We start from the raw sequence: 23,671 nt of genomic DNA, 5'->3' as shown, positions 1-23,671 counted from the left end.
GTCGTCCTCGGGCTCGGCGGCGGCGGTCGCGGCCGGCATGATTCCGCTGGCGCTGGGCACGCAGACCGGCGGTTCGGTGATCCGGCCGGCCTCGTTCTGCGGCGTGGCCGCGATCAAACCGTCGTTCCGGATGCTGCCGACAACAGGTGTGAAATGTTTTTCCTGGACGCTCGACACGGTCGGGCTGTTCGCGGCCGGTGTCGAAGACCTCGCGCAGGGACTGTCGGCAATGACCGGCAGGGCCGAACTGAAGCTCGGTACTCCGATCGAGACGCCGCGCATCGGCATCGTGACGCAGGATTTTGCCGGCGCGCCGGAAGCGGCGGGCGCCGAGGCGCTGCAGTTCGCAGCAAAGGCGGCGGAACGCGCCGGGGCGAGCGTACGCGAACTGAACTTGCCCGACATTGTCGGCGAGGCGTGGCGGATTCATCCCACCCTGCAGGATTTCGAGGCGCATCGGGCGCTGGCCTGGGAATACCGGACGCGACACGCCGACATGCCGCCGCTGCTGCGCGGACGGCTCGACGAAAGTGTGGGAATTGCGCCCGCCGACTACGACGCCGCGCGCAGCGTCGCCAACCGCGCCCGCAAGGCGCTGGCGAAAATCTTCGATGATTTCGACGTGTTACTGACGTTTTCGGCGCCGGGCGTGGCCCCGAAAGGATTGGCTTCGACCGGCGACCCCCGCTTCAACCGGCTCTGGACCCTGATGGGCGTGCCCTGCGTCAATGTTCCGGCTTATGTCACCGAGGGCGGATTGCCTGTCGGCGTGCAGGTGATCGCGCGGTTCGGCAACGATGCGGGGGCGCTGGCGGCGGCGAGATTCGTGGAAGAGGCGTTGGGGCGATCGTAGAATCGTAGGGTGGGCAAAGGCGCATTCTTCGCGCCGTGCCCACCGTTCTTCATTCGCGTGGCCCGAAAGATGGTGGGCACGCTTCCGCCTTCGCTCGTTGAGCGACGGCGGACGCTTTGCCCACCCTACGAAATCCGAAACGTCGTCACTTCTCCCCGATCCGTCCCTCAGTGCCGGCCTGCAACCGCTTGATGTTTTCACGGTGCGCCCAGAACAGCAGCATGGTCATGACGGCGAACAGGGAGGCCAGCGCGGGGTGGCCGAACCACCAGAAGAAAATCGGCGTGACGAAACTTGCGACCAGCGCCGACAGCGACGAGTAGCGCGTGGTCACGGCGGTGGCCAGCCACAGCAGGCCAAACACCACCACCGCCGGCCAGAACAATCCGATCAGCGCGCCAATATAGACCGCGACGCCTTTGCCGCCTTTGAATTTCAGCCAGACCGGGAACAGGTGGCCGAGAAAGGCGCCGAGTGCTGCCAGCATCGCGGCGTTGGGGCCGCCGAAATAGCCCGCGATGACCACCGCGACGGTACCCTTCAGCGCATCGCCGAGCAGCGTCGCGGCTGCAAGCCCCTTGTTGCCCGTGCGCAGCACATTGGTTGCGCCAATGCTGCCGGAGCCGATCGAGCGCAGGTCCTGGGTGCCGGCGAGTCTTGTCAGGATCAACCCGAACGGGATCGATCCCAGCAGATAGCCGATGATGAGCCCCATCGGCAGCCATGCTTCAGGCGACATCGCTTTGGCTCCCATTAGACATGCTCAAACACCGTGCGGCCGCCGACGATGGTGCGCACCACGCGGCCCGAAAACCGCGCGGCGTCGAACGGCGTGTTCTTGCATTGCGATTTGAGATCGGCGGGATCGAGCACCCACGGCGTGTCGGGGTCGATCACGATGACGTCGGCGGGCGAGCCCGCGCGCAGCGATCCGCCGGGCAGGCCCAAGAGTTCGGCCGGGCGCGTCGACATCGCTCGGATCAGGGTTTTGAAATCGGTCGCGCCATTGTGGATCAACCGCAAGGCGGCCGGCAGGATGGTCTGCAGCCCGATTGCGCCATAGGCGGCTTCCGCGAACGGCAGCCGCTTGACTTCGACGTCCTGCGGATTGTGGTCGGACATCACGACGTCGATCAGCCCGGAGGCGACGGCGGCGACCAGCGCGAGGCGGTCGTCCTCGGTGCGCAGCGGCGGCGACAGTTTCAGGAAGCTGCGGTACGGGCCGATGTCGTTCTCGTTCAGGGTCAGGTGATTGATCGAGACCGAGGCGGAGACGGAAAGACCAGCATCGCGGGCGCGCTGCAGGATTTCCAGCGACTCGATGCAGGTCAGCGAGGCCGCGTGATAGCGCCCGTCGGTCAGCGCGACCAGGCGCATGTCGCGCTCCAGCATCACGGCCTCGGCGGCATTGGGGATGCCGACCAGTCCCAGCCGTGCCGCGAACTCGCCCTCGTTCATGACGCCTTCGCCGACCAGATTGGGATCTTCGGTGTGGTGCACGATCAGCGCGTCGAAGTCGCGGGCGTAGGTGAGGGTGCGCCGCATCACCTGCGCATTGGTGACGCTGCGGTCGCCGTCGGTGAAGGCGACGGCACCGGCGGCCTTCAAAAGGCCGATCTCGGTCATCTCTTCGCCGCGCATGCCTTTTGTCAAAGCCGCCATCGGGTGGATGTTGACGATCGCGGTGTCGCGGGCGCGGCGCAGCACGAAATCCACCGTCGCCGAATTGTCGATGACGGGAGAGGTATCCGGCTGGCAGATGATGGTGGTGATGCCGCCGGAGGCCGCGGCCTGGCTGGCGGAAGCAAAGGTCTCGCGGTGGCTGGCGCCGGGCTCGCCGACAAAGGCGCGCATGTCGATCAGCCCGGGGGCCACGACCTTGCCGGCGCAGTTGATGATGTCGGTGCCTTCAGGGACACCGGCCGCGCCAATGCCGCGCCGGCTATCGCGGATGAATCCGTCGGCGATCAGGACGTCGCCGGGGCCGTCGAAATCCCTGGAGGGATCGACGACGCGGGCGTTGGCGAGCAGGATCGGGCGGCGGTCGGTCAGCATGATGTCACGCGTTCGGCAGGTTGCGGGCGAGCGCTTCGAGCACCGCCATCCGCACCGCCACTCCCATTTCCACCTGTTCGCGGATCAGCGATTGCGCGCCGTCCGCCACGATCGAGTCGATCTCGACGCCGCGATTCATCGGCCCCGGATGCATCACCAGCGCGTCGGGTTTTGCGTAAGCGAGCTTCTTCTGGTCGAGCCCGAAATAATGGAAATATTCGCCGGTCGAGGGCACGAACGAGCCGTTCATGCGCTCGCGCTGCAGCCGCAGCATCATGACGATATCGGCGCCGTTCAGCCCCTCGCGCATGTCGCGGGCCACCTCGACGCCCATCCGCTCGATGCCGCGCGGCAGCAGCGTGGAGGGTGCGACCACCCGGACCCGGGCGCCCATGATGTTGAGCAGCAGGATGTTGGAGCGCGCCACCCGGGAATGCATGACGTCGCCGCAGATCGCGACCACCAGCCCTTCGAGCCGGCCCTTGTTGCGGCGGATGGTCAGGGCGTCGAGCAGGGCTTGCGTCGGATGCTCATGGGCGCCGTCGCCCGCGTTAATGACGGAACCGTCGACCTTGCGGGCCAGCAGTTCCACCGCGCCGGAAGCATGGTGCCGCACCACCAGGATATCCGGGTGCATGGCGTTCAGCGTCACCGCGGTATCGACCAGGGTTTCGCCCTTGCGGATCGAGGACGACGACACCGACATGTTCATGACGTCGGCGCCGAGGCGCTTGCCGGCCAGTTCGAACGAGGACTGGGTCCGGGTCGAGGCCTCGAAGAACAGGTTGATCTGGGTGCGGCCGCGCAACGAGGTGCGTTTCTTGTCGACCTGCCGGTTGAGCTCGACATACTCCTCGGAGAGGTCGAGCAGGCCGGTGATGTCGGCAGCGGAAAGGCCCTCGATTCCCAGCAGATGCCGGTGACCGAGGACGAAGGTCGATTTCGATACAGGGGTCATTAAAACGAGACCTATAGGCAGGGTTCGCGCGCGGGGCAAGCGCGAATAGGGCTCATGCGAGTTATCCCCCGGTCTGTCCCGTGCCCGTCATGCCCGCGCTTGTCGCGGGCATCCACGTCTTCCTTTGCAATTTATGCAAATCCCCGCAAAAAAGACGTGGATGGCCGGAACAAGTCCGGCCATGACGGTCGGAGGTGGGTGGTTCGTGAAAGTAATTGTGATCGCGCTCGTTATCGGTAGCGCGGCCGTTTCCCCGGCCGCATCCCAGCCCTTGCCCGGCGATTTTGTCTTTCTGCGCGACGTCGATCCCACCATCCTGCAGGACATACGCTACGCCTCCTCGAACAATTTCGTCGGCCGCAGGCTTTCGGGTTACGACGCGGCCGAATGCGTGGTGAAGCGGCGCGTAGGCTGGGCGTTGAAAGCCGTCCAGGCGGAACTGGCCAGGCAAAACCTGTCGCTGAAGATGTTCGATTGCTACCGGCCGGCGCGCGCCTCGCACGACATGGTGGTGTGGGCGCAGAACGGGCGGGAGACGGCGGCCGAGCGGCGTTATAACCCCGCGTTGCCCAAGAAAGACCTGTTCCGGCTGGGCTATATCGCCGAGCGTTCGCAGCACTCCACCGGGGTCGCGCTCGATCTCACTTTGGTTGACCTTGCCGCCGACAATTCCGCCACTTTCGATCCCGCCAAAACCTATGCTGACTGCACCGCACCCGAAGCCGCCCGCGCGCCGGAAGCCAGCGTCGACATGGGCACCGGCTATGACTGTTCCGACGTGAAATCGCACACCGCGGCGCGAAGCATCACGCCGGCACAACGGCGCTGGCGCAACATGCTGGTGGCCGCGATGGCGAAGCAGGGTTTTGTCAACTATTCGAAGGAATGGTGGCATTTTTCGATGCCGGGCGCGGGCGGGCAGGCGTATGATTTTCCGATCAGGCGGCGTTGAGATAGAGTCGGCGTCGAGCCAGACGAGACAGCCGGAAGTCCGCCATGCCCCAGCCTTCCTTCACCACACACGAAGTGTTCAACCAGTCGCCGCCATTCGAGGGCGTTGATCTCTTCAACGCCGATCGCCCGCTGGTCGAGGCCGTCGTGGCCAATGGCGGATCGTCGGCGGGGAAGGAACTGTCCGAGTTCGGCCAGCACTGGGGTTCGGCCGAGATGGCGGCGCGGGGGCGGATCGCCAACGAGAACACGCCAAAACTGCGGACTTTTGACTCGCGCGGCAACCGCCGCGACGAGGTCGAGTTTCATCCCGCCTATCACGAACTGATGGCAAGCAGCGCCCATGCCGGCGTGCATAATTCGACCTGGGACGCGCAGGGCAGGCCGGCCGGCGGGGCGTCGGAGGTGGTGCGTGCGGCAAAATTCTACATCGCCGCGCAGGTCGAGACGGGACATCTGTGCCCGATCACCATGACCCGCGCCTCGGTGGCGGCACTGGCGGTTCAGCCGGACCTGCTGGCAAAGACCATGCCGGTGATCGGCACGCGCACCTACGATCCGGGCTTCGCGCCGTGGCGGACAAAACGCGGCATGACGCTCGGCATGGGCATGACGGAAAAACAGGGCGGCACCGACGTGCGCTCCAACATGACGCGAGCGGAGCGCGACGGCGATTTCTATCGTATCTCGGGGCATAAATGGTTCATGTCGGCGCCGATGTGCGACGCCTTCCTGGTGTTGGCGCAGGCCGACGAGGGCCTGACCTGCTTTTTCATGCCGCGCTTCAAGCCTGATGGCTCGATCAACGCGATCCAGTTTCAGCGCCTGAAGGACAAGCTCGGCAACCGCTCCAATGCCTCTTCGGAAGTGGAATTTCTCGGCGCCCATGCCGAGCGGGTCGGCGACGAGGGCAAGGGCATCCGCACCATCATCCAGATGGTGCAGCTGACGCGGCAGGACTGCGCGATTGCCTCGGCCGGCCTGATGCGTTCGGGGCTGGCGCATGCGCTGCACCACGCCCGTCACCGCAGCGTGTTTCAAAAACATCTGGCCGATCAGCCGCTGATGCAGGCGGTGCTGTCGGACATGGCTGTTCATGTCGAGGCGTCGATCGCGCTGGTGATGCGGCTCTGCCGTTCGTTCGACCGCGCGCCCGCTGATGCCAATGAGGCGGCCTTCATGCGGCTGCTGACTCCCGCCATAAAGTACTGGGTCTGCAAGAGCGCGCCGGGATTCCTGTACGAGGCGATGGAGTGCCTCGGTGGCAACGGCTATGTCGAGGAGGGCATTCTGGCGCGGCATTTCCGGGAGTCGCCGGTCAATGCGATCTGGGAAGGCTCAGGCAACGTGATGTGCCTGGACGTGCTGCGGGCGCTGTCGCGCGAGGCCGATGCGGCGGCCGCGGTGTTGCAGGGTCTCGCCGGGGAAACCAGCGGCTTGCCGGGGGCGGGTGAGGCGGTGGCCTTCATCGCCAGGGCGTTCCGCCGCCCGGACGGCGAGCGCGTCGCAAGGCTGGCGGTGGAGAAGCTGGCGCTGCTGGCGGCGACTGCAGCACTCAATCAGGTGTCGCCGCGCCATGCCGAATTGTTCGCGGCGACCCGGTTGGGGCAGAATCATGCCAGCATGTATGGCGCGGTGGATCTGGCCAATGACGATATCCGGGGTTTGCTGGAGCGGGCGCTGCCTTAACTATCTCGTCATGCCCGGCCTTGTGCCGGGCATCCACGTTTTGCTTTCTTTCGAATGAAGAGAAAGACGTGGATGGCCGGGTCAAGCCCGGCCATGACGGCAATTTGATGTGAAAGTTCACTTATGGACTCCCTCGATCCCGCCGCGCCTCCGCTCCTGGTGACGCCGGCCCAACACCCACCACGCATCTGGAAATTCTGGGGCACCACGCTGTGGGGCCTGTTCATCTTCGTCGCGTTGTTTGTCGGTCAGATCCTTGTGGTGGCGTGGATGGTGTTCCGGCAGGACGGGCCGTTCGACCTTGCCGCCGCGATCCATGTCGTCGGCGCGGGCCTGACGATTTCGCTCTCGGTGATCATGGGCATGCCTGCCGCGCTCGGCGCGATATGGATCGCCACACGGCTGTCGCGCACGCCGTTCGCCGCATATCTCGCGCTGCACCGGCCGTCCTGGCGTCATCTGGCGATCGGCATCGTCGCGCTGGTCGTGCTGGTCGCAAGCTGGGACCTGCTGTCGCGCGCGATGGGGCGGGAGGTCGCGCCCGGTTTCATGGTCGACGTGCTGAAATCGGCGCGCGCCGACGGCGCGCTGTGGCTCCTGATCATCGCATTCTGTGTCGCGGCACCGATCTCGGAGGAATTTTTCGCCCGCGGCTTTCTCTATCGCGGCTGGTCGGAATCGTTCCTGAAAGTGCCCGGCGCGATCCTGTTGTCGGCGCTGGTGTGGACCGGGCTGCATCTGCAATACGACTGGTTCTTTTTCGGCCAGGTGTTTTCGATCGGCCTGCTGTTCGGCTGGATGCGCTATCGCTATCACTCGACCTGGCTGACGGTGGTGCTGCACGGCCTCAACAATTTCGCGGCGACGCTGCAGAGCATCTGGCTGGCGGGGAGTGGGTAGGTCTTTCCCCGTCATTGCGAGCCAACGGGTCGGCGCGAAGCGCCGCCCGATGACAGGCTCCGCGAAGCAATCCATGCCGCAGCGCAAAGAAAGTTGGATTGCTTCGCTGCGCTCGCAATGACGAATTACGCCACCAGCGCGATCACGATCGGCATCGTGAACGCCGCCAGAATGGTCTGCAGCGTGATGATCTGCGCCAGCAGGGGCGCGTCGCCGCCCATCTGGCGGGCCAGCACATAGGCGCTCGACGACGCCGGTACCGCCGAGCACACCGCCACGATGGCCAGGTTGGAGCCCGTAAGGCCGAACCACAACGCCAGCGCGATCGCGAGCACCGGCATCAGCACCAGTTTGAGGAACACGGCGACGCTGGCAGCGAGGCTCGGGCGGAACATGCCGGCCAGCTGCAAGCCGGCTCCGGTGACGAGCAGGCCGATCGCCAGCGAGGAGCGGCCGAGCGCGTCGGCGACCTCATGCCAGATCCGCGGCAGCGGCAAATGCAGGGTATTGAGCACCAGCCCGATGGCGCAGGCCCAGATCAGGGGATTGCGCACCACCGTCATGAGGATGGCCTGGACCGACTGCTTTTCCGGGGAGGCGTAGTGCGCCAGCACGGAAACGCTGAAGACATTGACCAGCGGGATGATCGCGACCATCGCCACCGAAGCCAGCGCCAGCCCGGTGTCGCCGTAGAGATTGACTGACACCGCGAGCGCCACGTAGGTCTGCCAGCGGGTGGCGCCCTGAAAAATCGAGGTGAAGGCCGGCCCGTCGATGGCGCAGCGCGCCAACAGCGGCCGCAAGCCGAGGCACAACAGCGACATCAGCAGCAGCGAGAGCAGCAGCGCGCCGCCGACGCCCGCGACCGGCACGGTCGTGAGATCGGCCTTGACCAGGGTCTGGACCAGCAGCACCGGGAACAGCACGTAGTAAGTCAACCGCTCCAGCCCGTGCCATTGCGTGTCCAGCCGCAGCAGGCTTCGCTTCAGGATGAAACCCAGCACGATCAGCAGGAACACCGGCAGCAACGCCGAAATTACCAACGCCATCTTCAGCGGCCTCTGCGGCTGTCGCCGAGCGTCATCAGCCGGTCGAGCGCGCCCTGCAGGATGTAGATCGCGGCGTGTTCGTCGATCACCTCGGCGCGCCGGGCGCGGCTCATGTCGGTTCCGATCAGCTCGCGCTCCACCGCCGCGGTGGAGAGCCGTTCGTCCCACAAGGCGATCGCCAGATCGGTTAGTTTTGAAAAATTGCGGGCAAAGGCGCGGGTCGACTGCGCGCGCGGTCCCTCGCTGGCGTCCATGTTGACGGGCAGGCCGAGCACGAAGCCGACGGCGTTGCGCTCGGCGGCAATGGCGACCAGCCGCGCCGCATCCGACGTGAACGCCTTGCGCTGGATGGTCCCGACCCCGGTCGCGAGCCGGCGGTCGGGATCGGACACCGCGACGCCGATGGTCTTGGTTCCCAGATCGAGTCCAACCAGCGCGCCGCGCTCCGGCCAGTGCGCGACAGCTTCGATCAAGGGCAGGATGAGAGCGGGCATGGGTTCGCTTAACACGCGCTGCCGTACTCACGCAAAGCGCTTACGACACCTCTCCCCATCGGGGAGAGGTGAAGGAAGACCGAACTCCGATATTACATTCAGCGGATCGCCACCGGGTTGATCATGCTCTGCACGCCGCCCTTGAAGCGCGGCTGGCCGAGCACGAACAGGAACTCATAGGCCTTGTCCTTGGCGAGTTCGGCGGTGTCCATGTTTTCGAGGATGTAGGTGCCGTTCATCGCCAGCAGGATCTGGTGCACTTCGAACAGGTTCTTGGACTCGAAGGGAACGACTTCGACGCCCCAGGTATCGGCGCCGACCGCGACCACGCCCTTGCCGGTGAGATACTTGGCGCCTTCGACGCCGAGGCCGGGTTCGGCGCCGCCGTAGCGCTTGTCATCCTTGCCGATCAGGCTGAGCCAGCCGGTATGGAACAGCACGACATCGCCCTGGCGGATCTCGACGCCCTGCTTCTTGGCGACTTCCTCGATCTCCTTGACGTTGAAGGCGGTGCCTTCCTTGACCACGTCGGTGCCATAGTGGGCCGCCATGTCCAGCAGCACGCCGCGGGTGACCATCGGCGGGACTTTCTCGATACCGAGCTTTTTCAGGCCGGTGGGATCGGCGAAATCGGCCAGCTTGTTGCCATTATAGTAGACGTGCTCGATGCCGAGATGGCCGAGGCCGTCGAGCTGGCTGCCGACGCCGACCCAGCCGTCGAGCAGGTCGTCATTGTAGGTCGCCTTGTTCGGACCGAGCCCGGGAATGCCGGCCTGGCCGGGTTGTACGACCGTGATCTTGAATGCGCGGGGCGGGTAGGCCGGCGTCTTGGAATCGACGGGAATGCCGAGTGCGTAGGTCTTGCCGGTCTTCACCAGCGACGCGGCCTTCACGACCAGTTCCGGCTTCATGTAGTTGGCGGCACCGATCTCGTCGTTCGGTCCCCATTTCGATTTGGTCCAGTCCTGTGCGCTCGCGGTTCCGGCCGTACCCAACACGGCGACAGAACAGCACAATACGATTGCCCTTAGCATCGCAGTTCCTCCCAGGCGTTGACGTTATGGTTGTTGGTAGCTAGCGCCTCATACTAACGTAGTGGGGCGGCACGTCCAAAGTTTTCGACACGAGTGTTGAACTGCGATGCAACCCGGCATTCGCAAGCGCGAAATGCGCGATCGGTTTGCTGCAATTTCATGACGGCGTGTTTCGCCGCGCGGAATACCCTGATGGCCTCAGGCGGCAATGACCTGGCTGTTGTTCTCCAGGCAAGCGACAAATCCTTGCAGGGCGCTGTACTGATGTGCGCTGCGGCGCCGGATGAAGATTGTATCGACCCGCGACTGCGCCGGGCTGAGCGGATGGATGCGGATGTTGCCGCTCTGGTCGTTGCGCTCGACCACGGCGCGCGGCAGCAGCGTGACGCCCATGCCGGCGGCGACGCAGCCGATCATGCCGTCGAGCGTGCCCAATTCGAACCGTGCGGCGGACGGCCAGCCAAACTCCGTCAGCAGTTGTTCGAGCCGCTGCCGGTAGCTGCAGCCGGTGCGGAACACCAGCGCGGTCGGCCCGGATTCCGGTGTGCCGGCGCGAAGGGCGGCGAGGCTGGCCCATCGGCGCGCCGTCACCAGCACCAGCTCTTCCTGAAATGCCGTCACGCCGGTGAGTTCGGCATGCGCGATCGGACCGGCGACGAAGGCGCCGTCGAGCGAACCATCGAGCACGGCGGCGACCAGGTCGGCGGTCGGCGCGGTCCGCAGGCTCAATTGCACCGCGGGAAAACGCCGGTGAAATTCCGCGAGCAGCGACGGCAGCCGCACGGCGGCGGTGGTTTCCATCGAGCCGATCGACAGCGGTCCTTTCGGCTCGCCATCCTCGCGCGCGGCCAGCACGGCTTCGCGCGACAATGCGGCCAATCGCTGCGCATAAGGCAGCAGGCGGCGGCCGGCGCCGGTCAGGGTCATGCCGCGGCTGTGCCGCTCGAACAACGCCGTTCCGATTTCGGCTTCGAGCGACTTTATCCGTTGCGTGATGTTGGATTGCACGGTGTTGAGTTCGTCGGCGGCGCGGGTGACGCCGCCGAGACGTGCCACGGTCGAAAACGTCACCAGATCGGATAATTCCACGGCGTCGGCTCCGTTTTGTTTTAGAGATGGCAGCGTTCCATAGAAATCATTTATCCAGAATGCTAGCCGGACCTACAGTGCCTGTCCAGAACCGAGGAATGGAAATGTCGATCGAGACGCCGCTGAACGGCCTGTTGGGTATCCGCCATCCGGTGCTGTCGGCGCCGATGGATGTGATTGCCGGCGCGCGGCTGACGGCGGCGGTGAGCCGGGCCGGGGGCTTTGGCATTCTCGGCGGCGGCTATGGCGAACGAACCTGGCTCGAACAGGAGACGGATAAACTCAAGCAGCAAGCGGCGCCCTTCGGCATTGGTTTCATCACCTGGAGTCTGGCAAAACAGCCTGACCTGCTGGATGTCGCACTGGCCGCACGGCCGCGCGCGATCATGCTATCTTTCGGCGATCCCAAGCCATTCGCGCCCCGCATCAAGCAGGCGGGAACTTTGCTGATCTGTCAGGTTCAGGATGAAGCCATGGCGCGACAGGCGCTGGATGCCGGCGCCGACATTCTAATCGCGCAAGGCTCGGAGGCCGGCGGCCACGGCGCGTCGCGCACCACCATCGACATCGTGCCGTCGATTGTCGACCTCGCGGCTGGCCGCGTGCCGGTGGTGGCCGCCGGCGGCATCGGCGACGGCCGCGGCCTGGCGGCGATGATGATGCTCGGTGCGACAGGCATTCTCATGGGCACACGATTTTATGCCAGCCAGGAATGCGATGGCGCCGAGCAGGCCAAGCAGCGCATCTGCGCCGCCACGGCGGGTACGACCACGCGCGGCATCATCTTCGACCTCTCGCGAAACAACGTCTGGCCGGCGCCGTTCAACGGGCGCTGCCTGATCAACGATCATGCGCGCCGCTGGATGGGCCGGGAAATCGAACTGCTGCAGAATGTGACGGAGGTCGCCGCCGACTATGCCGCGGCCCGGGCCGCCGGCAACTTCGACATCGCGGCGGTGATTGCCGGCCAAGCCGTCGGGCTGATCCATGACATCGCGCCAGCCGCCGAAATCATCGATCGTATCGTCTCCGAAGCCGACCAGATATTGTCTGGGCGGCGTAACTCCGCGAGCCGAGTTCTTCCTTCTCCCCTTGTGGGAGAAGGTGGCGCGCGAAGCGCGCCGGATGAGGGGTCTCTATCCGCGAGCAAGATGTCTGTTGAGCCAACCCCTCACCCGTCTCGAATGCGCTAATCGCGCATTCGATCCACCCACTCCCCCCAGGGGAGAGGGGGAGAAAGCCAACAAGAGAAAGACAGCACCATGTGGCCGGACCGCCGAATCCTCGACCTCTTCAAGACCGAATTTCCCATCGTCCAGGCGCCGATGGCCGGGGTGCAGGACGCCGATATCATGATCGGCGCAGCCGAGGGCGGTGCACTTCCATCGCTGCCATGTGCGATGATCTCGTCTGAAAAGGCCCGCGAGCAGGTCAACATCGTGCGCCAGCGCGTCGCAACGCCGGTCAATCTGAATTTCTTCTGCCACAAGGCCGTTGATGCCGACGCCGAGCGCGAAGCGACCTGGCGCAAGCGGCTGACGCCTTATTACAAGGAACATGGCCTCGATCCTGATGCGCTGATTCCATTTTCCAACCGCGCGCCGTTCGATGAGGCGATGTGCGCTCTGGTCGAGGAGCTGAAGCCCGAGATCGTCAGCTTTCACTTCGGGCTGCCGGATCCCAAACTGTTGAAGCGCGTCAAGGCGGCCGGCTGTATCGTAATGTCGTCGGCCACCATCGTGCGGGAGGCGATCTGGCTGGAGGAGAACGGCGCCGATGTCATCATTGCGCAAGGGGCTGAAGCCGGCGGCCATCGCGGCATGTTCCTGACCGACAACATCGCCGAGCAGCCGGGCACGTTTGCGCTGGTGCCGCAGGTGGTGGATGCCGTGAAGGTGCCGGTGATCGCGACCGGCGGCATCGCCGACGGGCGCGGCATCGCGGCGGCGTTCGCGCTGGGGGCTTCGGGCGTGCAGATCGGCAGCGCCTATCTGCGCTGCCCGGAATCCAAAGTGATAGCGCCGGCGCGGGTGGCGCTGGCGCAGGCCCGCGACGATTCCACCGTCATCACCAATGTCATGACCGGGCGTCCGGCCCGCGGGGTGGCCAACCGGGTGATGCGCGAAGTCGGCCCGATTTCACCGGATGCCCCGGCATTTCCGCATTCCGCTACCGCGCTCGGGCCGCTGAAGGCCGCTGCCGAAAAGCTGGGCAAGGTCGATTTCACCAACCTGTGGGCCGGGCAGGCGGTGCGGCTCGCCCGCGAGATGCCGGCCGCGGAACTGACCCGCGCACTGGCCGGCTCCGCTTTGGCGCGGCTAAGCCAGATGGCGGGGTGAGTTTCCCTGCACCTCTCCCGATGGGAGAGGTGAAGACCACCGTCCCCAGATGGGGGCTTGCCACGGTTGCGGCGCAAAAGGAGCCTCTGCTATACGGCGGGCTGAATTCTCCGCCAGAGGCCCTATATAATGTCCGTCGATGCCGCCACCGTCCGCCGTATCGCGCATCTCGCGCGGATCGCGGTTACCGACGACGAAGTTCCCCATCTGCAAGGCGAACTGAACGCGATGCTGGCTTTTGTCGAGCAGCTCAGCGAAGTCAATGTCGACGGCGTCGAGCCGATGACCTCGGTGACGCCGATGGAAATGAAGAAACGCGCCGACATGGTCAATGATGGCGGGATCGCCGACGATATCGTCAGAAACGCGCCGGCCACCGACGATCGCTTCTTTCTGGTGCCCAAGGTCATCGAGTAATTCTATCTATTGAGACTGGAAATCCGATGTGTCTCCTCTGCGACGATGAAAAGGCCTATCAGGCCTATATGAACTACCTCGACGCGATGGAGCGGCAGGGCAAGACCGGCGATCCGGACAAGGCGATGGACGCCGTGCTCGATGCGCTCGAAGCCTCCGACAAGACCCGCAAGCTGGACGACCCGGCCAACGACAAGACGCTGTCTCCGTTCTTCTGCAGCCCGGTTGATAAATGACCGATTTGACATCGCTGACGCTCGCTGAGGCCCGTGAGGGCCTGGCGAACAAATCCTTTACCTCGCTCGAACTGACCGACGCGCATCTCGGCGCGATCGAGGCCGCGCGCGCGCTCAATGCGTTCGTGATGGAGACGCCGGATCAGGCCCGCGCCATGGCCCGCGCCGTTGATGCGAAGATCGCGAAGGGCGAGGGCGGTCCGCTGGCCGGCATTCCCTTGGGGATCAAGGACCTGTTCGCCACCAGGGACGTGCGCACCACCGCATGCTCCAAAATCCTCGGCGATTTCGTGCCGACTTACGAATCCACGATAACCTCGCAGCTGTGGCGCGACGGCGCTGTCATGCTGGGCAAGCTCAACAATGATGAATTCGCGATGGGCTCGTCGAACGAGACCTCGTGCTTCGGCCCGGTGGTCAATCCGTGGCGGCGCGACGGCTCCAATACCACACTGGTGCCCGGCGGCTCGTCCGGCGGATCGGCGTCGGCGGTGGCGGCGCTCTTGTGCATGGGTGCGACCGCGACCGATACTGGCGGATCGATCCGTCAGCCGGCGGCGTTCACCGGCACCGTCGGCATCAAGCCGACCTATGGACGCTGTTCGCGCTGGGGCATCGTCGCCTTCGCGTCCTCGCTCGACCAGGCCGGGCCGATCGCCCGCACGGTACGCGACAGCGCGATCCTGATGCGCTCGATGGCCGGTCACGATCCCAAGGACACCACCTCGGCCGACCGCGCGGTGCCGGATTACGAGGCCGCGATCGGAAAATCGGTGAAGGGGATGAAGATCGGCATCCCCAGGGAGTACCGCCTCGACGGCATGCCCCAGGAAATCGAAAAGCTCTGGAGCGAGGGCGCGGCCTGGTTGAAGGCGGCCGGCGCCGAGCTGGTCGATGTGTCGCTGCCGCACACCAAATACGCGCTGCCGGCCTATTACATCGTCGCCCCGGCCGAGGCTTCGTCGAATCTCGCGCGATACGACGGCGTGCGTTACGGCCTGCGGGTGCCCGGCCGCTCGATCGGGGAGCAATACGAGAACACCCGCGCCGAGGGTTTTGGCGCCGAGGTGCGCCGCCGCGTCATGATCGGCACCTATGTGCTCTCGGCCGGCTATTACGACGCCTATTATTTGCGCGCGCAGAAGGTGCGCACCCTGATCAAGCGCGATTTCGAGGACTGTTTTGCCAAGGGCGTCCACGCCATCCTGACGCCCGCGACGCCGTCGGCGGCGTTCGGCATCGGGGAGAAGGGCGCCGATCCCGTCGAGATGTATCTCAACGACATCTTTACGGTGACGGTGAACATGGCGGGCCTGCCGGGAATCGCGGTTCCCGCCGGCAAGGATACGCAAGGCTTGCCGCTCGGCCTGCAGCTGATCGGGCGTCCGTTCGACGAGGAGACGCTGTTCTCGCTCGGCGAGGTGATCGAGCAGGCGGCGGGCCGCTTCACGCCGGCGAGGTGGTGGTGACCATGGCCGAATTCAAAGCCAGCCTGTCGGGTGCGGCCCCCGCGCCCGGTCTTGCGGCGCCGCTGGCGGCGCTGTGGTGGGCCGCCAAGGGCAATTGGGATCAGGCGCACGGCATCGCCCAGGACGAAGCGAGCGCTGACGGCGCCTGGGTCCACGCCTATCTGCACCGCGTCGAGGGCGATCTCGGCAATGCAGGCTATTGGTACCGCCAGGCTGGCAAGCCGGTCGCGACCGATGCGATCGAGACCGAATGGGAGCGGATGGTTTTGTCATTGCTCGGAGGAAGAGCATGAGTGCGGCAAGCGGCAAACTGATCAAGGGCGCCACCGGCGACTGGGAAACCGTGATCGGGCTCGAAGTCCATGCCCAGGTCACCTCGAACTCAAAACTGTTTTCCGGGGCCTCGACCGAGTTCGGCGGCGAGCCGAACAGCCATGTCTCGCTGGTCGATGCCGCGATGCCGGGCATGCTGCCCGTGATCAACGAGGAATGCGTCAGGCAGGCTGTCAGGACCGGGCTCGGTCTCAACGCGAAGATCAATCTGCGTTCGGTGTTCGACCGCAAGAACTATTTTTATCCCGACTCGCCGCAGGGCTACCAGATCAGCCAGTATTTATCGCCTGTTGTCGGCGAGGGCGAAGTGGTGCTGGAGCTGGACGGCGGCAAGACCGCCACCGTGGGTATCGAACGGCTGCATCTGGAACAGGATGCCGGCAAGTTGCTGCACGACCGCAGCCCGAACCTGTCCTATGTCGACCTCAACCGGTGCGGCGTGGCGTTGATGGAGATCGTCTCCAAGCCGGAAATCCGCGACGCCGAGCAGGCCAAGGCCTATGTGACAAAGCTGCGCTCGATCCTGCGCTATCTCGGGACCTGCGACGGCGACATGGAGAAGGGTTCGCTGCGCGCCGACGTCAACGTCTCCGTGCGAAGGGCCGGAACCACAGAGCTCGGCACTCGCTGCGAGATCAAGAACATGAACTCGATCAGTTTTATGGGCGACGCCATCGAATACGAGGCGCGGCGCCAGATCGAAATCATCGAGGACGGCGGCAGCATCGATCAGGAGACGCGGCTCTACGATCCCGGCAAGGGCGAGACCCGCTCGATGCGCTCCAAGGAAGAGGCGCATGACTACCGTTACTTCCCGGATCCCGACCTGTTGCCGCTGGAGTTCAGCGAGGCTTACGTTGCCGAGATCAAGGCCGGCCTGCCGGAATTGCCGGACCAGAAGAAGGCGCGCTTCATCGCCGATTTCGGCCTTTCGCCCTATGACGCCAGCGTGCTGGTGGCCGAACGCGAGAGCGCGGACTTCTACGAGACTGTTCTGGCGGGACTTGCCGACAAGGCCCGCGACGGCAAGCTCGCCGCCAACTGGGTGATCAACGAACTGTTCGGCCGTCTCAACAAGGAAGGCCGTGATATTACGGGCTCGCCGGTGTCAGCCGAACAGCTCTCCGCCATCGTCGACCTGATCGGCGAAGGCACCATCTCCGGCAAGATTGCAAAAGACCTGTTCGAGATCGTCTGGACCGAGGGCGGCGATCCCCGCGCGCTGGTCGAGAGCCGCGGCATGAAGCAGGTCACCGATCTCGGCGCGAACGAGAAGGAGGTCGACGAGATCATCGCCGCCAATCCCGACAAGGTGGCGCAGGCCCGCGCCAAGCCGCAGCTCGCCGGCTGGTTCGTCGGCCAGGTGATGAAGTCATCCGGCGGCAAGGCCAACCCGCAGGCCGTCAACGATCTGCTGAAGTCCAAGCTCGGCATCTGAACGAGCGCGCGACGTGACGCCGGCGGCATCGCCGCCGTCGCGCTTCATGCGTCGAAGCGTGCACCGATTATTCACCATGAATGTCGACGCATCGCGCGCGGCGAGAAAATCGTCCTGCGAATCAGTGACGGCGATTCGCCCAAAAATCCGGTTTTGGCGAGCGCCGATGAGACGCCAAGCCTGTAGCCACGAAAATTTATTTATTGCCAAAAACCGCGACTCAGAGTCCGCGCAACGCGCTTTCGACCGGCCAAGGTGAGTCGTGACGAGCTCCATCGCGCACCGTCAAGGCCCTGCGTGAACGACGAAAATGCCTTCAGTTATAGTATTTGCAGCGATATTGACATTCGTCGATGCAGCGTTTTCGCACACTTTCCGCATCGTCGCGAGAATGCGGTGGAGTGTCGTCGATGAACACGCACGCGCGCGCTCTATCCCGCGCGTCAACACTTCCTTAAGCGAGACACTGTTTTTTTGCATGTGTTGGTGTATTCGGAATGCGTGCATTTCGATTCCCGAGTGCACGCAGCGATAAAGTCATCTCTACATCGGAGGGCAACATGGCCAAGAAAGCTAAGAAGGCGAAGAAGGCGAAGAGCGCAGTGAAGAAGACTGCCAAGAAGACCCGCAAGGTCGCCAAGAAGAAGAAGTAACTTTCGCTTCTAGAAAATTGCCGGCGACTTGATGCCGGCACGTCCTTAGAGCCTTCGGAACGGTTTGCCTCCCTGGAAGCAAATTCAACTCAGTAGGCTCCATCGACGAAAGAGGGTGTCGGCGAGACATCAGGTCAAACGGCTGGATCGTTTTTTCAAGAGGGTTCGCTCTTTTCGAAAACCGGTCCGGCAGAAGAAACAGGTTTTCTTCGTTCGGTGCGGGATCTCATGATCCGCAATTTCACCGGCGGCCTCAGAGCTTCCAGTTGGTTTTGAGCTTCATGTGAAATCTGGTCCTGACGTGTTCGCCGACGCCCTCGTTCTTTATGCCGCCGCCGATGATGCGCGGCGCGCCTGCCCAAATTTCCCACATTGTCGATTTGATCACCGGCGGCGCTCGCGCGGCGGGCAATTGTTCGTGTCCCGGACAGGGGGCGGCACTCTTGTGCCGGCCCGTAGAGCCCGGACTCGATCCTTTGAATGCGCCAATGGCGGGTTACGCGGCGTCCGGCCCTTCCGATCGCTGCAATGGTTATCGTTTCGCGAAATGCCACGGTAAACCAAATTCCGCGAACGCGCGGAAACCCGCATGGCACAGGTACTTCTGCAATTCCGTCATCGCTGGCGCCGGATCGGCGTTTACGCTGCATTCATCGCGATATTTAAACTGCCCTTCAAATTTGATCGGTCATGATCATCCCAACAAGCCGGCAAACGGCGAGGGACTAGCGGGGCGTTTTAATAGTGGACAGGAGCCGCGCTCGGGGGAGGGCGGCCAACAATCAAAAAGGGGATGTCAGATGTTTCAGGGGCAAATCGATCTGGATACGGCGATACCGGTGCAGGCAACCGCTATCCCGGACGTGTTGTTCGAACGCGGCCTGTACTGGGCGAGCGGACGTTCCGGCGTGGTCAATCTCGTCGCCGCGCACAAATGGTTCAACCTCGCCGCCCTGAAGGGACGCACCGAGGCCATCGAGCTGCGTCGCGAGGTCGCCGAGCTGATGTCCGAGGTCGAAATCGCCACGGCGCAGCGCGAGGCCCGCGCCTGGATCACCGCGCATTAGAGCGCAAGCGCGCCTGGACAGCGCGAGGCGTTTGCGCCGCTGGCGTAATCCGGGTTTTTGTTTATCGTCGGGGCCGATGTCGAAGCGCCCGCCATTTCCTGCCGGTCCCGGACGGCCGAACGCCAATGACCAGGCGCTCGAACGCGCCAGCTTTGCGTTGCAGATGCAGCGTCCCGGCGAGGCCGAGCGCGTCGCCGCCGAGGTTTTGAAGGCCAATCGCGGCAACGTCCGCGCCGCGCAGGTCCTCGGCCAGGCGCTGCTGATGCAGAACCGCGGCGCCGAGGCGATCGCGCCACTGGAAAAGGCCGCACGGCGCTGCGGGGATCCGGCAGTCGAGACCTTGCTGGGCGCGGCGTTTGCGCTCACCGGGCGCCGCGACGAGGCGCTCGAGCAGTTGAGCCGGGCCACCGCAAGGCGGCCGCCATATCCTCCGGCGTTTCTCGAGCATGGCATTCAGCTGGCAAGAGCGGGACGATTTGAAGAGGCCGTCGCGGCGCTGGAAAGCGGCCTTGGGTTCGCGCCCGACGCCGTCGACATGCTAAGGGAACTTGCCGCGCTTCATCTCAAGCGTAATGACCGCGTCAAGGCCCGCGAGCTGTTGCTGCGGGCTCTCAAGGTGGCGCCGGACCGGCCCGATCTCCAGACCGGGCTCGCTCAGGTCATGCTGCTGGATGGCGAATACGCTTCCGCGGCGGAAACGCTTCGACACGTCGTGGCATTGCGGCCCGACGATGCCCTCGCGCGGGCGGATCTGGGAAGGTGTCTGCTGGAAATGGGGGAGCGCGACGCCGGCGAGGCGAACATCCGGATGGCGACGCGGGAAAGTCCGCAGCTGTTCGGCCGGGCCATCATGTCGCTGGCGATTTCCTCGCGCGGACGTTTTTTCCTGCGGCCGAGCGCCGCCGCGAAATTCCTGCGAGGTTAAAGGCTCAGGCGCGAAACTGGCGGCGATAGAGGCCTGGTTCACGTTCGATCGCCGTGGTGAGTTCGTGCGCCCGCTGGCTCTCTTCCGCCGTGAACGGCATGGTGCGCGCCACCCAGCTTTCCCGCTTCACCGGCACGCATTGCGCGACCGGCGTGCCCTTCGGCAGCACGCCGCTGAAGTCAGCGTCGTGCCAGTGCGCCGGAAAATGAATCCAGTTGTCGTGGTAGCGGTCGCAATCGACCAGTCCGGTCAGCGTGGTGAACGGCAGATCGAAGCGGTTGGCCGGATGCGTGAACAGCAGCGCGTAGCCTTCCGGCGCCTCGATCGTCCACAGATTATGAAACTTGATCAGGAAGCGATCGTCTTCGAACAGCGGCGAGCCGGCGACCTGGCTGCCGTCGTGGAATCCGATCGGCGAGCGCGAGAAGCTGACCGCTCCGCCCGGGGGAATTTCATTGTCCCAGGTGAATTCGCCGTTCTCGACCCTGAGGTCGCACATCAGCGGAATCAGGAAGCCGCAGGTCATGGCGTCGACAAACGGCGGACACCGCTTGACGGTGTTCTCATCGCGGCCATTTAACGCGTTGAACGCCTGCGACGGCATCGCCTTGAGCCAGGCGGGGAGGCCGAGCGCGGCTGGCACCGGCGGTGGCAGCACGCCTTCGAGTTCCGCCGGACAGCGGAACGTCAGCGTCATTGGATTGTCTTTACTGGACGTCACGTCCTGCTCCATGGCTGCCAACAGGATCAGTGATCTATATTTGATGCTGGCGGGGAGGGAAGGAAAATGTCCCGCCGTCGCAGCTTCGCAGCCTCCTTATATGGGTGGAGCGACCAGTGGCACGCGGGGGCACCCACCTTCCGGTTTGATTCCGGTTTGACCCTGCCGGTCGATTCAAGGCATAAGACCGGCACCGGAGAGGTGGCCGAGTGGCTGAAGGCAGCGCTTTGCTAAAGCGCCATACGGGGAAACTTGTATCAAGGGTTCGAATCCCTTCCTCTCCGCCACGCCTGAAACGCATGCTGGCGGTCCTCGGCGAATTCCAGCCCGTTTAGTGACGCTCGCTACCTTATATTCAGGTTCCCACCGATCCCTGAAGCTCATCTCTTATCTAGAGGTGCCTCGGCCGCAGTCTGGCGCAGGTCGGCAGGGCGTCGCAGATTCGTCCGTGCTCGCACCACGATGTCGTCCAGCCAATCGCTGCGGATGCCCCGGGTTCCCTGCAGTTTCACTTCGTCTTCGCAGGCGAAGTGTCAGGCGGCAGCCGACACTTCGTCGAGATTCGATGTGTCAGAGATTCAGCCGCGTCGCATCGGTGAATCCGGACGCAAGATCGCGAAATGCATTTCGATCCCGGAAAATATGGGTTTCTGCGATGTCGGGTAAATCCATGTGGTCCGGTTATGTACGCAAACCGACGAATGTGCGGCAGTGCTTCGCGCCTCGCATCCCGGATTTCCATGACGATGTACACGGCGATTCCGTCAGTGGGATGAATGAACGCCATTGTTTGCCATGTCGCGGATCGCTTTCGAGCGGAATCAGCCACTCCGGGCGCTCGATTCGGCCGGAGTCGAAGCGCGGGAAGGGATAGGCCGGGGCAGGGGTGCTTTCGCAGCGGTCGGCGGATAAAATGGAACTAATCTAAAATGGTGTTGTAAAACAAAGACTTGCGGTAGAAGCTTGATCACGGTTGCGTGTTATTTGTGCAACACCCGTCCAGAAACAGTCTGACTCGTGCCGTTCTGAAGCGTTCCTTTGTTGCGTGTGCAGAAGTGTTCGGTAATTGTCATCTTGCGACGGAGGGGGGCATCCCGAGGTCGTCCCGTTAGGTGGTTCGCTTAAGTCCCTCGCGTTGAGCGGGAGTGTCCGAAGGCGCGAAGCGACTAAGCGGGTTTTAAGGGACAAGGGAACCAACCTTAGGGTGTTTCACCCAGCGGATCCGGAACCTTCCCTACAGAGCAACTTGGAGGTTAACATGAAGATGGTTAAGAGCCTTATCCTCGGCTCAGCGGCGGGTCTCATCGCCATGAGTGGGGCACAGGCAGCTGATCTTCCCGTCAAGGCCAAAGCGGTCGAGTACGTGAGGATCTGCTCCCTGTATGGTGCCGGTTTCTTCTACATTCCGGGCACCGACACCTGCATCAAGCTGGGTGGTTATCTGCGCGTCGACACCACGTTCAACGGTGGCGTCTACGGTCAGCCGTTCTATAACGGCGATGCGGGCCAGGGCAATCGCTTCCGCGATCAGTTCAACTCCCGTTCGCGTATGGCGCTGACGGTTGATACCCGCACTGCCACCGAATACGGCGTCGTCCGTACCTTCGGCCAGGGCGACTTCCAGTTCCAGAACTTCGGCAGCACCAACCCGGCACTTCCGGTTGGCTCCCAGGCTGGCCTGAACAGCGGTCTGCTCAGCGCGGCAGGCGGCGGTTATGTCGCGGTTGAAATGGTGTTCATCCAGTTCGCTGGTTTCACCTTCGGTAAGTCGGCTTCGGCATTCGCTGCGCCGTGGCATGGTTATCCGGGCAACAACAACTCGTTCCTGATGGGCGGCCATGACACCGTTACCGGTGTCAACAACATCCAGTACACCGCTCAGTTCGGCAACGGCGTGTCGGGCACCATCGGCCTCGACGATCCGACCGTGTTCCACCGTACCTCGGTTCAGAACCTCGGCCTCGGCGTCAACGTCAACGGCGGCGGCACCAACGCTTACGGCGGCATCGTTGCTCCCGACATCGTCGGCAACATCCGCGTCGATCAGGCTTGGGGTCTCCTGCAGTTGTCGGCCGGCGCTCACCTCGTGAACGCTTCCTACAACACGCTGGGCGCCGGTGGCGTTCCGACCAACCTGTCGGAAATCAGCGGCCATCCCGACAGCAAGTGGGGCTTCTCGGTTCAGGGTGCCTTGCAGATCAAGAACATCCCGACCGGTGCCGGCGACGACATCAAGGTCAGCGCAGTGTACTCCCAGGGCAACACCAAGGACGTCATCTCGACCTCCGGCGGTTCGCCGAGCTTCGCCATGTTCGGCAGCAGCGGCATTGGCTATCAGAGCGTTGGCTTCGGTAACACCAGCGATGGCGTCTATCTCCCCGGCGTGGGCGGTACCAACGGCATCATCCTGACCAAGGCTTGGGGTCTTCGTGGTGCGTTCAACCACAACTGGGATCCCTACTGGTCGTCCAGCCTCTGGGGTTCTTACGCCCAGGTTAAGTACGACGGTAACGGCACCGACTTCGTCAACGGCAACCTCACCTCTGCGAAGGGTGCCTATTGTGCAGGCTTCGCAGCAACCCATGCGGGTCAGGTCGCAGTTGCCGGCGCAGCCGGTACCTATAGCTGCAACCCGGACTTCAACATCGCGCAGATCGGTGTTGTGACCCGCTGGACTCCCGTCAAGAACCTGACGTTCTCGGCTGAAGTCGGTGCGTTCTTCCTCGACCAGAAGATGTCGGGTAGCTCGGTGTTCACCGCGACTGCTCCGAAGCCGACCGCTCTCTACGAGTTCAAGGACCAGAGCACTGTGTTCCTGAACGTTCGTGCTCAGCGCAACTTCTGATCCCGAAAGACTTGAAACACGCGAAGAACCCCCGGCAGGAAACTGCCGGGGGTTTTTCTTTGTCCAGGTGGCGCGCGCGGCCACGCCACATGTTGCGATCCGGCCACGCCTGTTGAATGCGACAGGACCGCTGCTGTCCTGCTGTTGCCCGGACGT

At 63.8% G+C, this 23,671-nt stretch carries 23 protein-coding genes and 1 tRNA gene; 15 read left to right on the top strand and 9 right to left on the bottom strand.

What is annotated here, in order from left to right:
• Nucleotides 1-853 (top strand): amidase (locus Q7U29_RS12310; protein ID WP_304741753.1); only part of this gene is annotated, 853 nt, incomplete at its 5' end.
• 145 nt (nucleotides 854-998) lie between these two features.
• On the opposite strand, the gene plsY is transcribed toward Q7U29_RS12310, so the two are convergent.
• Genes plsY through Q7U29_RS12295 form a run of 3 tightly spaced genes read right to left on the bottom strand, consistent with a single transcriptional unit; the run spans nucleotide 999 to nucleotide 3,866 of the window.
• Entirely contained in the window at nucleotides 999-1,592 is a 594-nt protein-coding gene (gene plsY / locus Q7U29_RS12305; RefSeq protein WP_304741751.1) for a glycerol-3-phosphate 1-O-acyltransferase PlsY, read from the bottom strand.
• A gap of 14 nt (nucleotides 1,593-1,606) precedes the next feature.
• Nucleotides 1,607-2,908, bottom strand: a complete 1,302-nt coding sequence (locus Q7U29_RS12300) for a dihydroorotase (RefSeq protein WP_304741749.1) — start codon at nucleotides 2,906-2,908, stop codon at nucleotides 1,607-1,609.
• A gap of 4 nt (nucleotides 2,909-2,912) precedes the next feature.
• Complete coding sequence (locus tag Q7U29_RS12295) at nucleotides 2,913-3,866, bottom strand: aspartate carbamoyltransferase catalytic subunit (RefSeq protein WP_304741747.1); 954 nt, start codon at nucleotides 3,864-3,866, stop codon at nucleotides 2,913-2,915.
• A 181-nt stretch (nucleotides 3,867-4,047) separates the two neighbouring features.
• On the opposite strand from Q7U29_RS12295, the gene Q7U29_RS12290 reads away from it, so the two are divergent.
• The 3 genes from Q7U29_RS12290 (at nucleotide 4,048) to Q7U29_RS12280 (ending at nucleotide 7,406) form a co-directional block, all read left to right on the top strand.
• Nucleotides 4,048-4,818, top strand: a complete 771-nt coding sequence (locus Q7U29_RS12290) for a M15 family metallopeptidase (RefSeq protein WP_304741760.1) — start codon at nucleotides 4,048-4,050, stop codon at nucleotides 4,816-4,818.
• A 44-nt stretch (nucleotides 4,819-4,862) separates the two neighbouring features.
• Nucleotides 4,863-6,506, top strand: a complete 1,644-nt coding sequence (locus tag Q7U29_RS12285) for an acyl-CoA dehydrogenase family protein (protein ID WP_304741745.1) — start codon at nucleotides 4,863-4,865, stop codon at nucleotides 6,504-6,506.
• Between the two features lie 123 nt (nucleotides 6,507-6,629).
• Complete coding sequence (locus tag Q7U29_RS12280; protein WP_304741743.1) at nucleotides 6,630-7,406, top strand: CPBP family intramembrane glutamic endopeptidase; 777 nt, start codon at nucleotides 6,630-6,632, stop codon at nucleotides 7,404-7,406.
• 125 nt (nucleotides 7,407-7,531) lie between these two features.
• On the opposite strand, the gene Q7U29_RS12275 is transcribed toward Q7U29_RS12280, so the two are convergent.
• From Q7U29_RS12275 to Q7U29_RS12260, 4 genes are all read right to left on the bottom strand, one after another.
• On the bottom strand, nucleotides 7,532-8,455 hold the full coding sequence (locus Q7U29_RS12275) for an AEC family transporter (RefSeq protein WP_304741741.1): 924 nt from the start codon (nucleotides 8,453-8,455) through the stop codon (nucleotides 7,532-7,534).
• A gap of 2 nt (nucleotides 8,456-8,457) precedes the next feature.
• Nucleotides 8,458-8,949 carry a Holliday junction resolvase RuvX gene (gene ruvX / locus Q7U29_RS12270; protein WP_304741740.1) on the bottom strand — a complete coding sequence of 164 codons (492 nt, stop codon included), beginning with the start codon at nucleotides 8,947-8,949 and terminating at the stop codon, nucleotides 8,458-8,460.
• Nucleotides 8,950-9,047: 98 nt separating this feature from the next.
• Complete coding sequence (locus Q7U29_RS12265; RefSeq protein ID WP_304741739.1) at nucleotides 9,048-9,983, bottom strand: cyclase family protein; 936 nt, start codon at nucleotides 9,981-9,983, stop codon at nucleotides 9,048-9,050.
• A 198-nt stretch (nucleotides 9,984-10,181) separates the two neighbouring features.
• Nucleotides 10,182-11,072: a LysR family transcriptional regulator gene (locus Q7U29_RS12260; protein ID WP_304741737.1), complete on the bottom strand. Its 891-nt coding sequence runs from the start codon at nucleotides 11,070-11,072 to the stop codon at nucleotides 10,182-10,184.
• A 104-nt stretch (nucleotides 11,073-11,176) separates the two neighbouring features.
• Here Q7U29_RS12260 and Q7U29_RS12255 point away from each other — a divergent pair, with 104 nt between their 5' ends.
• The 7 genes from Q7U29_RS12255 (at nucleotide 11,177) to gatB (ending at nucleotide 17,304) form a co-directional block, all read left to right on the top strand.
• The gene (locus Q7U29_RS12255) at nucleotides 11,177-12,265 is read left to right on the top strand and encodes a nitronate monooxygenase family protein (protein WP_304741735.1); all 1,089 of its coding nucleotides are present in this window, start codon (nucleotides 11,177-11,179) and stop codon (nucleotides 12,263-12,265) included.
• 69 nt (nucleotides 12,266-12,334) lie between these two features.
• A complete protein-coding gene (locus Q7U29_RS12250) occupies nucleotides 12,335-13,411 on the top strand; it encodes a nitronate monooxygenase family protein (protein ID WP_304741734.1) in 1,077 nt (358 codons plus the stop codon).
• Between the two features lie 129 nt (nucleotides 13,412-13,540).
• The gene (gene gatC, locus Q7U29_RS12245; RefSeq protein WP_304741732.1) at nucleotides 13,541-13,828 is read left to right on the top strand and encodes an Asp-tRNA(Asn)/Glu-tRNA(Gln) amidotransferase subunit GatC; all 288 of its coding nucleotides are present in this window, start codon (nucleotides 13,541-13,543) and stop codon (nucleotides 13,826-13,828) included.
• 26 nt (nucleotides 13,829-13,854) lie between these two features.
• On the top strand, nucleotides 13,855-14,064 hold the full coding sequence (locus Q7U29_RS12240; protein WP_304741730.1) for a hypothetical protein: 210 nt from the start codon (nucleotides 13,855-13,857) through the stop codon (nucleotides 14,062-14,064).
• Complete coding sequence (gene gatA, locus Q7U29_RS12235) at nucleotides 14,061-15,533, top strand: Asp-tRNA(Asn)/Glu-tRNA(Gln) amidotransferase subunit GatA (RefSeq protein ID WP_304741728.1); 1,473 nt, start codon at nucleotides 14,061-14,063, stop codon at nucleotides 15,531-15,533. The genes Q7U29_RS12240 and gatA overlap by 4 nt, the downstream gene beginning before the upstream one ends.
• A gap of 2 nt (nucleotides 15,534-15,535) precedes the next feature.
• Nucleotides 15,536-15,826, top strand: a complete 291-nt coding sequence (locus Q7U29_RS12230; RefSeq protein ID WP_304741726.1) for a hypothetical protein — start codon at nucleotides 15,536-15,538, stop codon at nucleotides 15,824-15,826.
• On the top strand, nucleotides 15,823-17,304 hold the full coding sequence (gatB, locus tag Q7U29_RS12225) for an Asp-tRNA(Asn)/Glu-tRNA(Gln) amidotransferase subunit GatB (protein ID WP_304741724.1): 1,482 nt from the start codon (nucleotides 15,823-15,825) through the stop codon (nucleotides 17,302-17,304). Before Q7U29_RS12230 ends, gatB begins: the two co-directional genes overlap by 4 nt.
• A gap of 906 nt (nucleotides 17,305-18,210) precedes the next feature.
• Here the strand turns inward: gatB and Q7U29_RS12220 are convergent.
• Nucleotides 18,211-18,345 (bottom strand): hypothetical protein, encoded by a 135-nt coding sequence (locus tag Q7U29_RS12220; protein ID WP_304741722.1) that lies wholly within the window; start codon nucleotides 18,343-18,345, stop codon nucleotides 18,211-18,213.
• 412 nt (nucleotides 18,346-18,757) lie between these two features.
• Here Q7U29_RS12220 and Q7U29_RS12215 point away from each other — a divergent pair, with 412 nt between their 5' ends.
• Together Q7U29_RS12215 and Q7U29_RS12210 are read left to right on the top strand one after the other, a co-directional pair.
• On the top strand, nucleotides 18,758-19,024 hold the full coding sequence (locus Q7U29_RS12215) for a hypothetical protein (protein WP_304741721.1): 267 nt from the start codon (nucleotides 18,758-18,760) through the stop codon (nucleotides 19,022-19,024).
• A 76-nt stretch (nucleotides 19,025-19,100) separates the two neighbouring features.
• A complete protein-coding gene (locus tag Q7U29_RS12210) occupies nucleotides 19,101-19,949 on the top strand; it encodes a lipopolysaccharide assembly protein LapB (protein ID WP_304741719.1) in 849 nt (282 codons plus the stop codon).
• 4 nt (nucleotides 19,950-19,953) lie between these two features.
• On the opposite strand, the gene Q7U29_RS12205 is transcribed toward Q7U29_RS12210, so the two are convergent.
• Nucleotides 19,954-20,646: a hypothetical protein gene (locus Q7U29_RS12205; RefSeq protein ID WP_304741759.1), complete on the bottom strand. Its 693-nt coding sequence runs from the start codon at nucleotides 20,644-20,646 to the stop codon at nucleotides 19,954-19,956.
• A 219-nt stretch (nucleotides 20,647-20,865) separates the two neighbouring features.
• On the opposite strand from Q7U29_RS12205, the gene Q7U29_RS12200 reads away from it, so the two are divergent.
• Nucleotides 20,866-20,957 (top strand) — tRNA-Ser (locus Q7U29_RS12200).
• 971 nt (nucleotides 20,958-21,928) lie between these two features.
• The gene (locus Q7U29_RS12195; RefSeq protein ID WP_304741717.1) at nucleotides 21,929-23,515 is read left to right on the top strand and encodes a porin; all 1,587 of its coding nucleotides are present in this window, start codon (nucleotides 21,929-21,931) and stop codon (nucleotides 23,513-23,515) included.
• Nucleotides 23,516-23,671: the final 156 nt, after the last annotated feature.

The sequence above is a fragment of the Bradyrhizobium sp. genome (assembly GCF_030654605.1).
In the GTDB taxonomy this organism is placed as follows: domain Bacteria; phylum Pseudomonadota; class Alphaproteobacteria; order Rhizobiales; family Xanthobacteraceae; genus Bradyrhizobium.
Note: the sequence above shows the minus strand (reverse complement) of the source record. Positions and strands in the feature narration are given on the sequence as shown.

Coding starts and splice junctions, on each gene's coding strand:
- plsY (WP_304741751.1), bottom strand. CDS start 1,592: ATGTCGCCTGAAGCATGGCTGCCGATGGGGCTCATCATCGGCTATCTG.
- Q7U29_RS12300 (WP_304741749.1), bottom strand. CDS start 2,908: ATGCTGACCGACCGCCGCCCGATCCTGCTCGCCAACGCCCGCGTCGTC.
- Q7U29_RS12295 (WP_304741747.1), bottom strand. CDS start 3,866: ATGACCCCTGTATCGAAATCGACCTTCGTCCTCGGTCACCGGCATCTG.
- Q7U29_RS12290 (WP_304741760.1), top strand. CDS start 4,048: ATGACGGTCGGAGGTGGGTGGTTCGTGAAAGTAATTGTGATCGCGCTC.
- Q7U29_RS12285 (WP_304741745.1), top strand. CDS start 4,863: ATGCCCCAGCCTTCCTTCACCACACACGAAGTGTTCAACCAGTCGCCG.
- Q7U29_RS12280 (WP_304741743.1), top strand. CDS start 6,630: ATGGACTCCCTCGATCCCGCCGCGCCTCCGCTCCTGGTGACGCCGGCC.
- Q7U29_RS12275 (WP_304741741.1), bottom strand. CDS start 8,455: ATGGCGTTGGTAATTTCGGCGTTGCTGCCGGTGTTCCTGCTGATCGTG.
- ruvX (WP_304741740.1), bottom strand. CDS start 8,949: ATGCCCGCTCTCATCCTGCCCTTGATCGAAGCTGTCGCGCACTGGCCG.
- Q7U29_RS12265 (WP_304741739.1), bottom strand. CDS start 9,983: ATGCTAAGGGCAATCGTATTGTGCTGTTCTGTCGCCGTGTTGGGTACG.
- Q7U29_RS12255 (WP_304741735.1), top strand. CDS start 11,177: ATGTCGATCGAGACGCCGCTGAACGGCCTGTTGGGTATCCGCCATCCG.
- Q7U29_RS12250 (WP_304741734.1), top strand. CDS start 12,335: ATGTGGCCGGACCGCCGAATCCTCGACCTCTTCAAGACCGAATTTCCC.
- gatC (WP_304741732.1), top strand. CDS start 13,541: ATGTCCGTCGATGCCGCCACCGTCCGCCGTATCGCGCATCTCGCGCGG.
- Q7U29_RS12240 (WP_304741730.1), top strand. CDS start 13,855: ATGTGTCTCCTCTGCGACGATGAAAAGGCCTATCAGGCCTATATGAAC.
- gatA (WP_304741728.1), top strand. CDS start 14,061: ATGACCGATTTGACATCGCTGACGCTCGCTGAGGCCCGTGAGGGCCTG.
- Q7U29_RS12230 (WP_304741726.1), top strand. CDS start 15,536: ATGGCCGAATTCAAAGCCAGCCTGTCGGGTGCGGCCCCCGCGCCCGGT.
- gatB (WP_304741724.1), top strand. CDS start 15,823: ATGAGTGCGGCAAGCGGCAAACTGATCAAGGGCGCCACCGGCGACTGG.
- Q7U29_RS12215 (WP_304741721.1), top strand. CDS start 18,758: ATGTTTCAGGGGCAAATCGATCTGGATACGGCGATACCGGTGCAGGCA.
- Q7U29_RS12210 (WP_304741719.1), top strand. CDS start 19,101: ATGTCGAAGCGCCCGCCATTTCCTGCCGGTCCCGGACGGCCGAACGCC.
- Q7U29_RS12205 (WP_304741759.1), bottom strand. CDS start 20,646: ATGACGCTGACGTTCCGCTGTCCGGCGGAACTCGAAGGCGTGCTGCCA.
- Q7U29_RS12195 (WP_304741717.1), top strand. CDS start 21,929: ATGAAGATGGTTAAGAGCCTTATCCTCGGCTCAGCGGCGGGTCTCATC.